Origin of the sequence: Metabacillus rhizosphaerae, from assembly GCF_037201795.1 — a bacterium.
Classification (GTDB): domain Bacteria; phylum Bacillota; class Bacilli; order Bacillales; family Bacillaceae; genus Metabacillus; species Metabacillus rhizosphaerae.
The window spans coordinates 4,996,051-5,010,720 of the sequence record NZ_CP147403.1 but is presented as its reverse complement, the minus strand read 5'-3'; the positions used below and the strand labels follow the sequence as shown (position 1 = coordinate 5,010,720).

Sequence of the window (14,670 nt, the reverse complement as noted above, 5' to 3'; positions counted from 1 at the left end):
GGGGGGATATACATGTTGAAGGTAATCATTGCTGATGATGAAATACAAATTCGAAAAGGGTTACGAATGAAAGTAGAGTGGGAAGAGGAAGGTTTTCAAATTGTTGAAGAAGCTTCGAATGGACAAGAATCGCTGGACTTGTTAAAAAAGATGAAGGTAGATGTTGTCATTACAGATGTAAGGATGCCAATCATGGATGGTATTGAATTTGTGAAACAATGTCATCATGAACATCCGAATGTTAAAGTAATCGTCTTATCAGGTTATTCCGATTTTGAGTATGTAAGATCATCGATGATAGAAGGTGTGAAAGATTACCTTTTAAAACCAGTCGCTCCCGATGAATTAGTAGAAGCTTTGAGACGAATTAGATCGGAAATAGAGAAAGAAAAGAAAAGGCAACTCGAATCTGAGCAAATGAAAAGGCTTGTTCACAACCAGGTGGAAGAAATGCGGGAACAATATTTGCTCCATTTGGTAAAGGAAGAATGGTCAGAACTCACAGTTACAATTGAGAGGCTTCAGCAATTGCAGCTAGATGATTTTGCGAAAGAAGACGTACATATTCAGTTTGTAACGGTGGAAGTAAGAGGAACAGAACGGGAATCTAATATAAAGGAACTGTGGCTTCCTTTTAGAATGCTATGCAAGGAAATAGCTAAAGAACACGATGGAACTTATTCTTTCTATGATGCAAGTTATGCAAATATGATTCACTTTATTCATAGAGTAGATTCCAACCAGTTAAATTCTAAATCTCCATTGATTAGAAAAATTCAACGACATGTAAAGGAATTCATGAACATAGAAACAGTGATAGGTATTGGAAAGGTTGTTACTGGTCTGACAGAATGTAAGAATGGTTATATATCAGCATTGCTTTCTTGGAGTCAAAGCCAATTAGGCTCACAATCACAGGTAATAGAGGAGACAACGAATAAGGAAGTATTTGAATTTACAGCTGATGTTGAAAAGAAATTAATTAACACGATTGAAACTGAAAATCATGAGGACTTTAAGAAAACTATTTATTCAATTTTGGGAGAAATAAATAACCAATCGATTATGTCCTTTTCGTTTGTTGCCAATCGAGTGCTATTTATGTTAGGTTCTTTAGCAAAAAAGCATGATATTGATACGATTGAAATAAATAATACGATATGGAATTGCCAACAGAGGATATGGGAGCTTAATTCTCAAAACAGGGTCATAGAACAGCTCATTCATTTGGCGCACTCTATCATTGAAAAGGTACATGAAGATCGTTGCTCCTCAAATGGGGTAGCAATCGTAGAAAATGTTCGTCGTTATTTAGATCAGCATTATGCAAATGAAATTTCACTTACTACTTTGGCAGATAAGTTCCATATCAATAGTACGTATCTGTCGGAAATTTTCAAACACAACATTGGGAAAAACTTTAGTGATTATCTGATCAGCTTACGAATGGATCATGCTCAAGCATTTTTAAAAGATAAACAACTTAAAATTATTGACGTAGCTCACTTAGTGGGTTTTTCAAATTCAGGTTATTTTAGTACAGTATTTAAAAAACACTTTGGTCAAACACCAGTTGAATTCCGTAAATCGCAAAATTTGAATGGATAAATTCGTAACAAAGAAGGGAACCGTATGAAAAAGAGAGTAGCAATTATTATTTTTTTAATTATTTTCATAATACTAGCTGGTTATACGTTGTCTTTTTTTTATACCTACTCAAATGACCAAAAAGGACAAGTGAAGAATCAAAATGATGAAAAAGATAAGATTCACCTAACATTTTGGCGAAATAAGGGGACTACATCAGAAAATAAAGCTTATGAAGCATTAATTTCAACTTTTGAGGCGTCACACCCTTCCATCAAAATTAAGATGGCATCTATTCCATATGCAGACTATGAATTAAGGTTGCGAACAGAAATCGCTGCAGGAAATCCACCTGATATTCTGGCAATTGATACCCCATACTTAGCTCTTTATGCAAATTCAGGATCTCTTTTATCTATTGATCAATATATGAAAGCCGAAGGTGATATTGAAGATATACCACCTGCTACATTAAAGGGATTAACGTATGAAGATGAAATTTACCTTTCACCAATGGTAGAATCTGGAGTAGCCTTATTTTATAATATGCACCTATTTAAAGAGGCGGGGGTGCCATTCCCATCTAAAGATCCTAATAAACCGATGACTTGGGATGAGGTATTAGAGGCTACAAAAAAAATAACTAATTCTGTAAATGGTGTGTATGGAATTGATCCAGCACAGGGATTTGGTGCGGGTGAAGCTCCTGCTTACTTTAAACTTCCACTCCTATGGCAGTTTGGAGCTGAAGTTCTTAACCCTAATGCGACATCAGCAGAGGGCTACTTAAATTCGGATGAAGCTTTAAAGGCATTACAATTTTATCAAGATCTCTATCACAAACATAAAGTTGCTGCTGTTGAATTACCACCTAATCCGTTTGAGACGGGAAAGCTTGCAATGACGGTGATGGGCTCTTGGGTATTTGCAGACCTTGAAAAGTATTTTCCTGACTTTAAATTAGGGGAAGATTTTGGAGTTGCGCCGTTACCAAAGGTGAAAAATCAAGTAACGCCAAACGGTGGTTGGGCTCTTGGGATCTCAGCAAAATCTAAATATCCTGAAGAAGCGTGGGAATTTATTAAATATGCTACAAGTTTTGAAGGCTCAAAAAAATATGTTGAAATGACAGGTGATTTACCTGCGAGATACTCAGTAGTCAATGCATTTCCTGAACTTAATGAATACCCGAAAAACATATTTATACAACAAACTCAGAAATACTCAAAGAACCGACCAGTTACACCTGTCTATCCTGCTGTAAGTGAAGCGATTAAGACATTATTTGAGGATGTTGGTATAGGCGGGAAAAATGTAAAGGCTTCAGCAACAGAAGCTGTGGAGAAAATTAATAATAGTTTAAATGATATTCAAAATCCATAAAACTTCTAATCCTCTAGTTTTTATGCCAGGGGATTTTTTTTCGTCAAATAACAACCAAAGAAATTAAATATTCACAACCAAAAATTTTGAAATATTATAAGTTTCGACTTTGTTATAGTAGAAATCACAGAGAGAGAACAAAACAACGAGAGGGGCAAACAAATGAATGAGCATACATTTCACATTATTCATACGTAAATATGAAATCGTTACCAAAATTGGTTATTTTCAAATAAGGAGGTTAATAAATTGCAAGAATTAGTAAAGGCAAACAAAGGAACAGCAAAACAAATCAAAGTTGCATCTAAAATAAAGAGTCAATTTGAGTTTATTAAGCAAAACTACGTTCTTTATTTGCTCCTTGCTCCTGCTATAATCCTTACAATCATTTTTAAGTATGTACCCATGTATGGGGCAACCATTGCATTTAAAGATTTTAGTCCAATTAAGGGAATCACGGGCAGTGAATGGGTTGGTTTTAAGCATTTCACAAGTTTTTTAACATCACCTAATTTTATGGAAATTTTTATGAATACGCTTAAATTAAGTTCTTTTGAACTTCTCATTGGATTTCCGATTCCCGTCATATTAGCTCTCATGTTAAATCAGGTGAGAAGAGCTAAAGTAAAAAAGAATGTTCAATTATTTCTTTATGCACCACATTTTATTTCAGTAGTAGTTGTTTCAGGGATGGTTTTCTTGTTTTTATCACCGACAGGTCCAATTAATGCGATATTATCTATTTTTTTAGACAAGCCTATATCATTTATGTCTGATCCAGAAGCATTTAGAACGATCTACATTTGGTCTGGAGTATGGCAAGGTGCTGGGTGGGCATCAATTATTTACGTTGCAGCACTTGCGAATGTGGATCCGCAACTTCATGATGCAGCAACAGTTGATGGGGCATCACTCTTACAACGAATTTGGCATATTGACCTTCCCACATTGAAACCAGTTATGGCAGTGCTATTTATTCTAGCTGCTGGAGGCATTATGGCTATCGGTTTTGAAAAGGCTTACCTATTACAAACATCAATGAACCTGCCAAGCGCGGAAATTATACCAACCTATGTATATAAACGAGGGTTACAAGCAGGCGACTATTCATTTGCAACAGCAGTTGGATTATTTAACGCCGTTATTAATGTGATTTTACTCGTCTTTGTCAATCAAGTGGTGAAAAAGCTAAATGAAGGTGAAGGTCTTCTATAGAAAGGAGGAAAAAGCATGAATAATTCAAAAACTGATAAATTAATACTTCTTTTTAATAAAGTTCTGTTAAGTGTCATTGTCATGATTGTTGTTTTTCCACTCTTATATGTATTGCTCGCTTCTTTTTTAGAACCTAATGCGCTAATTAGCAAAGGATTTAAGATAAATACATCTGATTGGACTTTTGAAGGCTACAAGAGAATTTTAACCGATGGTACCATCGTGAAAGGGTTCATGAATTCAATTCTCTATTCAACTGGATTTACAATTGTAACAGTATTAGTTTGTATTCTTGCGGGATATACGTTATCTACAGAAGGTTTAGTTGGTAGAAAAATAATTATGGTATTCTTTCTCATTACAATGTTTTTTAATGGGGGATTAATCCCAACTTATTTAGTTGTCCGAGATTTAGGAATGCTTAATACAATTTGGTCGATAATTGTTCCAAATGCTATCAATGTATGGTTTATTATTTTAGCTCGAACCTATTTTAAATCGATTCCAAAAGAGTTAAAGGAAGCAGCAAGAATAGATGGTGCATCTGAATTCAAGATATTCCTAAAAATTGTCTTCCCTTTGTCTAAACCAATTATTTTTGTTCTAGCTTTATATGCTTTTATCGGTCAGTGGAATGCTTATTTTGATGCGATGATTTATCTTGAAGATCGAGATCTCTATCCATTGCAATTGGTATTACGTTCTATTTTAATTCAAAACGAAGTACAGCCTGGAATGATTAGTGATCAACTTGCAAGAGCTGAGTTGCAAAAGATTTCAGAAATGATTAAGTATTCATCGATCGTTATTGCCAGCTTACCATTAATTGTTATGTATCCATTCTTCCAGAAATATTTTGAAAAAGGTGTTATGGTTGGATCTTTAAAATAATAAAAAAAGTGGGGGTTTACTATGAAAAAAATGTATAAAACAATTTCTGCATTGGTACTCTCCGGAGCATTAGTTGCTACGGGATGTAGTAATAAAAGCAATGAAAGTGCTTCATCTGAGGCTTTTGAACTTAAAGAGATTTCATTTCCATTAGAAGAGAAGGTTACATTAAAAATGATGACTCAAAGTTCTCCATTAGCACCAAATGATCCAAATGAAAAACTCATTTACCAAAGATTAGAAGAGGAAACAGGGGTTCATGTTGATTGGACGAACTATACAGCGGATACATTTGTTGAAAAAAGAAATTTAGCCATTGCTAGCGGAGAGCTGCCAGATGCAATATTAAATGCAGGTTATAGTGACTATGAATTATTAAAACTAGCAAAAGATGGAGCAATTGTTCCAGTTGAAGAATTAATCGAACAACATATGCCTAACTTACAAAAAGTGCTTGATGCTGCACCTGAGTATAAAGCAATGATAACTGCACCTGATGGGCATATTTATTCGTTTCCTTGGATTGAGGAACTAGGCTCAGGGAAAGAAAGTATCCATTCAGTGGACGATTTCCCTTGGATTAACGTTGAATGGTTGAATAATTTAGGCTTGAAAATGCCAAAGACTACTGAGGAATTAAAAGAAGTATTAATTGCTTTTAAAACCCAAGATCCAAATGGTAACGGGGAAGCAGACGAAATCCCAATGTCTTTCATCATTAATCATGGTGGTGAGGATTTATCATTCTTATTTGGCTCATTTGGTCTAGGTGAAAACGGGGATCATACTGTTGTAACGAATGAGGGAGAAGTAAAACTAACAGCTGCAGATGAGGGCTATAAAGAAGCAATCAAATTTTTCAATGAATTATATGAAGAAGATTTAATTGACATTGAGGCATTTGAGCAGGATTGGAATACGTATCTTGCAAAAGGAAAAGAAGAGCGCTATGGTTTATATTTCACATGGGATAAAGCAAATATCACGGGGATGAATGATAAATATGATTTAATGCCTGCCCTAGAAGGTTCAGATGGACATAAAAATGTTGCAAGAACAAATGGAATGGGCTTCGATAGAGGTAGAATGGTTATTACAAGTGCAAACAAAAACTTGGAATTAACAGCAAAATGGATCGACGAACTCTATGATCCACTTCAATCTGTTCAAAACAACTGGGGTACGTATGGAGATGAAACACAACAAAATATTTTTGAATTGGATGAAAGTGCTAATCTGTTAAAGCACCTTCCATTAAATGGCGCAGCTCCTGTTGAATTAAGAGAGAAAACGTCTATCGGTGGGCCATTAGCGATACTGGATGAATATTATGGACATGTTACGACTAAACCAGACGATGCAGCATGGAGATTAAAATTAATGAAGGATGTTATGGTTCCAGATATGAAAGCAGAAAATATTTATCCAAGAGTGTTTTTCTCAATTGAAGAATTAGATAAACTTTCAACAATCGAAGCGGATTTATTTCCTTATATTAAAAGGAAAAAAGCAGAATGGATTACAAATGGAAAAGTTGAAGAAGAGTGGGATGCTCATTTAGCTGAACTAGACAGACTTGGATTACAAGAATGGTTAGAAATTAAACAAGCAGGTTATGATCGAAATCAGCAATAATAGATTCGTATAACATGACTATGATGGCTGTACGTTGCTATGACGTGGGTACAGCCATTTGAATGATGGTAGAAAATTATATTACTAGAAAAGGTGAAAAATATGACACAGCAATCTAATAAAGTTGTACAAAAATATAAAGAGCAGTATCGTCCTCAATTCCATTTCACACCAGAAGAAAAATGGATGAATGACCCTAACGGTATGGTATTTTTCAATGGTGAGTATCACTTGTTTTATCAACACCATCCATTTGGCACAACTTGGGGCCCGATGCATTGGGGCCATGCAGTTAGTAAAGATTTAATTCATTGGGAGCACCTTCCAATAGCATTATTTCCAGACGAACATGGAACGATTTTTTCTGGTAGTGCAATTGTTGATTGGAATAATACTTCTGGATTTTTCGATGATCAACCTGGACTGGTAGCTATTTATACGAGTGCTGATAACTATCCGGATTCTGATCGACCTCGTCAAAGACAAAGTTTAGCTTATAGTAAGGATAATGGAAGAACTTGGGTGAAATATGAAGGGAATCCAGTACTTTCAGATGTGAATATAACGGATTATCGTGATCCTAAGGTATTTTGGCATCATGATACGAATAAATGGGTTATGGTATTAGCTACTGAACAATCTGTGACCATTTACACATCTCCTAATTTAGTAGATTGGGAGTATGCAAGTGAATTCGGAAATAAAGCTGGTTCACATGATGGGGTTTGGGAATGTCCAGATCTATTTCAATTACCTATTGATAATGACGAGAGCAATCAGAAATGGGCTATGTTGGTAAGTATTGGAGATAACCCGGAATTTAAGGAAGGTTCTAGAACACAATATTTCATTGGTCAATTTGATGGTACAACCTTTGTAAATGACAATAACGATGATACAATTTTTTGGTTAGATTATGGAAGAGATAATTATGCAGGTGTTACCTGGTCAGATTCACCAGACGAAAGAAGAATTTATATTGGGTGGATGAGTAACTGGCGATATGCGAATCAAGTACCGACGAATGAGTGGAGAAGCGCAATGACACTTCCGAGAGAGTTAACTATGACTTCTACCGAAGAAGGAGTTCGCTTGGTTCAAAAACCTGTATCAGAAATGAATAAAATAAGAAAAGAGACGAATATTCATAAAGAAATCATCATTGACTCGAACAATTCTGTTTGTTTTGACTTGAACAATAAATTAATGGAGATTGAAATTGAATTCGAACAAATAAATTCATCGAAATTTGATTTACTCATTCAGCATTCAGAGACTGAAAAAACCATTATTAGTTATGACGTTAGGAATAGTTCGGTACTAGTAGATAGAACGAATTCAGGAGAAAATAGTTTCTCAACATCATTCCCAGCAGTACAAGAAGCACCATTAAAAATGAAAAATAATAAAGTAAAGCTTCAACTGTTTATTGATACTTCATCAATCGAATTATTTGCAAATGATGGTGAGATTGCCATAACTAGCTTAATTTTCCCGAGTGAGATTGGCAAAGGTCTCACATTGGTCTCGAATGGCGGAAGTACAAATGTCTCAACATTAAAAGTAACTGAACTAGAATCAATTTGGAAGTAAACTAAAAAATATTTTGAAAGCTCTAATCGGGTAAGTGGTTAGAGCTTTATTTTGCTAAGAATCTCATAAGGAAGGTGGAATTTATATGAGTTCATCAGTCATTTGCATTGGCGAGCTATTAATTGATTTTTTTTGTACAGATGTAAACATAGATTTAGTTGATGGCCAGAGTTTTGAAAAACAAGCAGGGGGAGCCCCTGCAAATGTGTGTGCCACGATTGTGAAACTTGGTGGTAATGCAAAGTTCTGTGGGAAAGTAGGCAATGATCCGTTTGGGCACTTTTTAAAGAAAACATTAGATGATCTAAATGTTGATACTTCTATGATCGTATTAGATAAGGAACATCCAACGACACTAGCTTTTGTATCACTAAAAGCAGACGGAGAAAGGGATTTTGTGTTTAATCGAGGAGCTGATGCATTTTTATCTGAAGATGAACTGGATAAAAAGAAACTTGAAGAAAGTAACATTTTACATTTCGGATCAGCTACTGCTCTATTAGAGGATCCCTTTCAATCTACTTATTTAAATGCAATGAGAAAAGCAAAAGAAGCAGATAAATTTATTTCTTTTGATCCTAACTTTAGAAAAGACCTGTGGCCAGATAGAATACAAACATTTATTGATTTAGCTAAAGAGGGAATAGCCTTAGCAGATTTTGTAAAGGTAAGTGATGATGAGTTGAGGATTATAACAGGAATGAATGATATAAAACAAGGAATTTTATCACTTCATAACTTGGGAGCAAAAGTAATTGCCGTAACACTTGGAAAAGAGGGAACATTTATCTCTAATGGAGAAAATACTGAGATTGTTCCGAGTATCAAAGTAAACTCAATTGATTCCACTGGTGCTGGTGATGCATTTGTAGGAGCAACACTTTTTCAATTGGCTAAAGCAGGAGATCCTAAAAATACTTTAGAAGACTTTGAACATCTTAAACAAGTCATTACTTTTAGCAATAGAGTAGGTGCAATGGTTTGTATGAAGGTAGGAGCAATTGCTGCAATCCCGAATATTGAGGAAGTTTCATAGATTATAATTTTTTAGACTAAAAACATCAGCATTTTTCTATCATGTTCGAAAAATGCTGATGCAAAGAGTGTTAATGTAATCAGACTGGTTAACTGTCATCTCCATTAACTTTTAAGAAGGCTATTTAAGTTAGTTAAGCCACTATAGGTGTTATTACCATAGTTGGAATTGATGACATCAATATGTCTAGCACACTAGGGGGAGTATCCCTTATTATAGCTGCATTATCATGGGCGTTAATGTTGGTACTAATAAAATGCTTGCCTAGTGATTATTCACAAATTGCTGTAACTACCTAAACAGCCTACATTTTAGCTAGAATAAATATAAAAATTTGGTATAGTCGTAAATTTCACCTTCAATCCTTTTTTTATCATCAGCTTTGAAAGCGCTTAAATATATATAGGATGTGATTAAATGAAAAATAAGAAATCAAATGTTATTAAATTAGCTTTGCTAATCGTATTCGTTTTCTCAGCTTTATATATTGATAGTCATCTTCAAGTTACGGCATCTGAACATAAAGCTGCTATATTCGGTTATTTACCTATATCGGGTACTTGGTCGAAAGAATCAAGCGGTGATATCAGAGGTAAAAGTGGAAAGAAACAACCTGCAATTAACTTATCAACTACCGAGGTTGGGAGTAATTTTGTCTATAAAGCAAATGTAATGATTGATTCTTCTAGGGCGTTAGGTTCTATTGTATTTCGAGCGGATCAAGTAGGCAAAGGTGGCTATATGCTTAGCTTAGAACCAAAAAAGAATAAAATTCAATTAGTTGATAGAAAAACTGGTTTAAATATAGGAAAGCCTATTAAAAAAGAAATTGAAACGGATGTTAGCTATCAATTAAAAATAATTGCTGATGGACCTGCTATTAAAGTATTCTTGAATGAAAAAATGATTTTGAATGTAAAGGATTCACGATATTCAAAAGGAGTTACAGGCTTTCATGTTGATAATGGGACAGCAACCTTTAGTAAAGTGTCCGTACATGAGGTCAGAACAAATCTAACAAATTGGAAAATGCAAGAAGATAAATGGGCTACTTCTGCAGAAGGATTAGTTGGTACAGCTGAATCAAAAAAAGATATTTATGCTGTATCACATACATCTGTTACGGATTTCAATTATGAAGCAGATGTTATTGTGAAAGACAAAAATGCAATAGGAACATTAATTTTTCGTTCAAATGAATCAGGTTTGCAGGGGTATGGATTGCAAATAGATCCTAAATCAGATCGTATTCGCTTATATAATACGAAACAAAATAAAGAAATTGCTAAAAGCAATGTTTCAATCGAATCAGGTAACCTTTATCATATCCGGATAAAAGCGGAGGGTACTTCTTTAAAAGTATACTGGCAAAACCATTCGGAACCTGTGATTCGTGTTGATAGTGATGTATATACGGAAGGTTTCTTAGGACTTCATGCGTCAAATGGCAGTGTAGTCTTTCAAAACATAAAAATAAGTGAAATGAATTCAAATTTAGATGGATGGGTTTCCTATAATGGAGAATGGGCTCCACATCTTGAAGGGGTGAAAGGAGTTAGTTTGGGAGCTAATAATACGTATCAAGTAGCTGAAACAACGAAAGCGGATTTCGTTCTAGAAGGTGACGTAAAGGTGGATGCAGATACTGCATATGGAACGGCAGGACTCGTTTTTCGTGCAAATTCAGATGCAACAAGAGGGTATATGCTAACGCTTGATCCTAATTTAAATAAAATTCGTTTATTGGATCTAAATGGAGATAGAACTGTTAGTATGGCAGATAGAAATGTTGAAGTAGGCAAGACATATCATTTTGAAGTTCATGCAGAGGGATCGAATTTTAAGGTATATGTAGATGGATATGCTGATCCTGTCATAAATGTAAAAGATTCTGCTTATTCTAATGGGAAATTTGGTTTAAATGTGTATAACGGAACCGCCTATTTTCAAAATGTTTATGCGACAACATTTGATGATTATTATTCAGAGCTATATCGACCACAGTATCATTTTACCCAAGCAAGAGGTTCAGCAAGTGACCCTAACGGATTGGTTTATTATGAAGGAGAATACCATCTCTTTCACCAAGATGGCGGCAAATGGGCACATGCTGTTAGTACAGATCTCGTCCATTGGAAGAGATTGCCGATCGCGATCCCTTGGAATGAGATGGGGCATGCATGGTCAGGCTCAGCAGTAGTTGATCATGATAATGTTTCAGGATTGTTTAATGAAGAAGGCTCGGGATTAATTGCCTATTACACATCTTTCAATCCAGCTAAGCACAATGGAGATCAAAAGATAGGTGTGGCTTATAGTCGGGATAAGGGACGAACATGGGAGTTTTATGATGGAAATCCGATTATCCCTAATATTGGTGAATTTTATGGTGGTGAAGGCTGGGATTTCCGCGATCCAAAAGTCGTTTGGGATGAAGATCATAAGCAGTGGGTGATGGTTGTTTCAGGAGGAGATCATATCCGATTTTTCACGTCCAAGGATTTGTTGAATTGGGAACTTATCGAATCATTTGGCTATGGTAAGTATGTAAGAGGTGGAGTGTGGGAATGTCCAGATTTCTTCCAGCTGCCGGTAGATGGAGATGAAACTAATAAAAAATGGGTGTTATCAATCAGTACAGGTGCCAACACAAATACGAACGGATCTGATTCAGAATACTTTGTTGGTACCTTTGATGGTAAACGCTTTGTTAGTGATCATCCTGAGGGTTTTGTATTGAAAAATGAATATGGAAAAGAAATGTATGCAGCCATGTCATTTTCTGATATTCCTGCATCAGACGGTCGTCGCATATCATTAGGATGGATGAGCAATTGGGATTACCCTTTCAGTTTTCCAACTTCCCCATGGCAGGGACAAATGTCAATTCCCCGCGAATTAACATTAAAAACAGTTCCAGGTGAGGGGGTTCGTATGTTGCAAAACCCGATCGAAGAATTAGAAAAACTAAGAGGACCAGCATTCTCAAGGAGCAATAGGATTGTAAAAATGGATGATCACAACTTGCTTTCAGAGTTGAATGGCTCAGCCTATGAAATTGTTGCAGAATTTGAGCTACCTGAAGAAAATGGTTTAGAAGAATTCGGCTTTCGTCTTAGAGAATCAGAGGATCAAGATCAAAAAACAGTAGTAGGCTACAATGTTACCGATTCAAAGATGTTTTTCGACCGTTCCGAATCAGGAGAAATTGATTTTTCTGATAAGTTTTCTACTTATCATGAAGCAACAATAAAACCAAATAATAAACGGGTTAAAATGAGAATTTATGTTGATGAGTCATCGGTTGAAGTATTTGGAAATGAAGGTCAAGCTGTTTTCTCAAATGTGGTCTTTCCTGATGGAGCAAGTGATGGAATGAGCTTTTATACAAAGGGCGGAAATGTAAAAATTGTTTCTCTAAATGTGTATCCATTAGCTGGGATCTGGAAAGCTGAATCTAATGAAGGGACATCACCAAACAAAGTTGTAATGGATCATAGCAAGCTTGAACTCAGGATTGGACAGTCACATAGGTTATCTACATCAATACTCCCAAGGTCTGCCAAAAATCAAAGAATCAAATGGCAAACTAGTAATCCAGCTATCGCTGAGGTGAAAAAAATTGATGAATCTAGTGCAGATGTAAAATTAGTGGGATATGGAAGAGCGACTATTTCAGCAGTTGCAAACAATGGAAAGGTTATTGGAACAACTGTTGTGGAGAGTAAAACTTCTTATAAGATCGTTGAAGATAATAGTGGCAAGGCTCTTACTGTTGCTGGAACATCAAATGGCTCAAAAGTGAAGATAAGACCTAAGCATAGTACATTGGAACAGATATGGAATATTGAAGGAGAGCCATCTGGAATTTACAAAGTTCTTTCTTCAAACAGTAACAAAGTCTTAGATGCTTCTGGAACCTCAAATGGAGATGATGTACAGATATGGGAGTACTTTGGCTACGGTAACCAACAGTGGAGAATTACAGATAATTGGGACGGTACTGTGACATTTAACGTTGTGAACAGCGGTAAGGCGCTGGAAGTGCCAGATCGCAACATAGAAGATGGAACAGTTGTAGAGATTAATGAGATTAATAGTGAAGCTTCACAGAAGTGGAAGTTGATTGAGGTGCCTACAAGCATACAAGAAAAAAAGTAACATAAGTGAATATTACTTAAGTGAAAAATAGGTTCCTTCCTCTAGATTCATCTATACCAATTGATCTTTTGAAAGAAAGAATTCAATGAAATACAAAACAATGATCATGAAAAAATTAACTATTGCAGGATTGTGACTGAAAAGCAGACAAGACCTAAAATGTGGTAGGGGAGTATGTACCTTTGTGTAAAAACCTTACCCATTTTAGTTCTTTTTTTATCGTTAACAATATGATTATTAGGTAAAGAACTTTATCATGAAAAAGAAGAGTGTCATAGAGATGGGGCTAATTGATAACTCCATCATCCATCTTATCCTTTATATCGTCTTAATAATAGGTGTCGTCTTGTTTTGTTCCATCTCTATTTATCTATTTCCCACAATGGTCCATTTTGAATTAAGCTGGAAAGTAGTTATAAGAAATGCTTTCTTCTTTTCGCTTATGAATCCGATCCTAACAATTATTTTATTACTAATTGCAGCAATAGGTTTGGCAATTATATATACGTATCCAGCGATGATATTTATTGTAGGTAGTCCGTTAGCGTATATGATTTATTACATGAGTCAGATATTTTTTAATCAAGTTGTGATGAAGAAGAAAATGGAATAGCTGGATTGCTTAATGTTAGCTAGTCTAGAAATATAGTTATAATAGTTATTCCAATTTAAGTAGCCTTCAATCCTATATGTTTAAAGGGGATACAGAGAAGTGGTCGGGGGTTTAAGCCCTCTCGCATCAAAAAAAACGCTAGTTCAGTAGTTAAACAATGAATCTAGCGTTTTTTATGTTCAAAGCATAGATGAAAATATAAAAATTTATAAAAATGATTGACAATTGAAAGCGTGAAAAGTACACTTTAAATACAAAGTTACTTAGTAGACAAGTAAACAAGTGTATATGAACCAGTGGGTACATTAGTTTTTAACCATTGAAACTTATTATTTGATCAGTTTGAAATGGAAGGGGTTACTTTTTTCTAAGTGAGGGTATTGCGGTAAAGCTATTCAGGATATACCATTAAAGAAAATCTTTTAAGATTTTGGTTTGAAATGTAAAGGTTTACAGAAACTTTATTCCAAATCAAGCCTACTATTTCTTTAAGTGTAAAAAGGTAGTAGAAACTCTATTAATGTATAAGGCGTTAACATTATATTATTCCTTAATA

The 14,670-nt window shown here is 35.1% G+C and carries 9 protein-coding genes and 1 pseudogene; all 10 read left to right on the top strand.

Annotated elements, in window-relative coordinates:
- The first annotated feature begins 12 nt into the window (after nucleotides 1-12).
- The 10 genes and pseudogenes from WCV66_RS24010 (at nucleotide 13) to WCV66_RS23965 (ending at nucleotide 14,114) form a co-directional block, all read left to right on the top strand.
- Complete coding sequence (locus WCV66_RS24010; RefSeq protein WP_338787136.1) at nucleotides 13-1,608, top strand: response regulator transcription factor; 1,596 nt, start codon at nucleotides 13-15, stop codon at nucleotides 1,606-1,608.
- A 24-nt stretch (nucleotides 1,609-1,632) separates the two neighbouring features.
- Nucleotides 1,633-2,970: a sugar ABC transporter substrate-binding protein gene (locus WCV66_RS24005; protein ID WP_338787135.1), complete on the top strand. Its 1,338-nt coding sequence runs from the start codon at nucleotides 1,633-1,635 to the stop codon at nucleotides 2,968-2,970.
- A 291-nt stretch (nucleotides 2,971-3,261) separates the two neighbouring features.
- The gene (locus WCV66_RS24000; protein WP_413789693.1) at nucleotides 3,262-4,185 is read left to right on the top strand and encodes an ABC transporter permease; all 924 of its coding nucleotides are present in this window, start codon (nucleotides 3,262-3,264) and stop codon (nucleotides 4,183-4,185) included.
- Nucleotides 4,186-4,200: 15 nt separating this feature from the next.
- A complete protein-coding gene (locus WCV66_RS23995) occupies nucleotides 4,201-5,076 on the top strand; it encodes a carbohydrate ABC transporter permease (protein ID WP_066324490.1) in 876 nt (291 codons plus the stop codon).
- A gap of 21 nt (nucleotides 5,077-5,097) precedes the next feature.
- The gene (locus WCV66_RS23990) at nucleotides 5,098-6,711 is read left to right on the top strand and encodes an ABC transporter substrate-binding protein (protein ID WP_338787133.1); all 1,614 of its coding nucleotides are present in this window, start codon (nucleotides 5,098-5,100) and stop codon (nucleotides 6,709-6,711) included.
- A 102-nt stretch (nucleotides 6,712-6,813) separates the two neighbouring features.
- On the top strand, nucleotides 6,814-8,304 hold the full coding sequence (locus WCV66_RS23985; protein ID WP_338787132.1) for a glycoside hydrolase family 32 protein: 1,491 nt from the start codon (nucleotides 6,814-6,816) through the stop codon (nucleotides 8,302-8,304).
- An 85-nt stretch (nucleotides 8,305-8,389) separates the two neighbouring features.
- On the top strand, nucleotides 8,390-9,340 hold the full coding sequence (locus tag WCV66_RS23980) for a carbohydrate kinase (protein WP_338787131.1): 951 nt from the start codon (nucleotides 8,390-8,392) through the stop codon (nucleotides 9,338-9,340).
- Nucleotides 9,341-9,477: 137 nt separating this feature from the next.
- Nucleotides 9,478-9,636: pseudogene (locus tag WCV66_RS23975) on the top strand (EamA family transporter); the annotation flags it as partial.
- 121 nt (nucleotides 9,637-9,757) lie between these two features.
- Entirely contained in the window at nucleotides 9,758-13,501 is a 3,744-nt protein-coding gene (locus WCV66_RS23970) for a GH32 C-terminal domain-containing protein (protein ID WP_338787130.1), read from the top strand.
- A gap of 256 nt (nucleotides 13,502-13,757) precedes the next feature.
- Nucleotides 13,758-14,114 carry a hypothetical protein gene (locus WCV66_RS23965; protein WP_338787129.1) on the top strand — a complete coding sequence of 119 codons (357 nt, stop codon included), beginning with the start codon at nucleotides 13,758-13,760 and terminating at the stop codon, nucleotides 14,112-14,114.
- Nucleotides 14,115-14,670 lie beyond the last annotated feature (556 nt).

Coding starts and splice junctions, on each gene's coding strand:
- WCV66_RS23985 (WP_338787132.1), top strand. CDS start 6,814: ATGACACAGCAATCTAATAAAGTTGTACAAAAATATAAAGAGCAGTAT.
- WCV66_RS24005 (WP_338787135.1), top strand. CDS start 1,633: ATGAAAAAGAGAGTAGCAATTATTATTTTTTTAATTATTTTCATAATA.
- WCV66_RS23970 (WP_338787130.1), top strand. CDS start 9,758: ATGAAAAATAAGAAATCAAATGTTATTAAATTAGCTTTGCTAATCGTA.
- WCV66_RS23965 (WP_338787129.1), top strand. CDS start 13,758: ATGAAAAAGAAGAGTGTCATAGAGATGGGGCTAATTGATAACTCCATC.
- WCV66_RS23995 (WP_066324490.1), top strand. CDS start 4,201: ATGAATAATTCAAAAACTGATAAATTAATACTTCTTTTTAATAAAGTT.
- WCV66_RS23980 (WP_338787131.1), top strand. CDS start 8,390: ATGAGTTCATCAGTCATTTGCATTGGCGAGCTATTAATTGATTTTTTT.
- WCV66_RS23990 (WP_338787133.1), top strand. CDS start 5,098: ATGAAAAAAATGTATAAAACAATTTCTGCATTGGTACTCTCCGGAGCA.
- WCV66_RS24010 (WP_338787136.1), top strand. CDS start 13: ATGTTGAAGGTAATCATTGCTGATGATGAAATACAAATTCGAAAAGGG.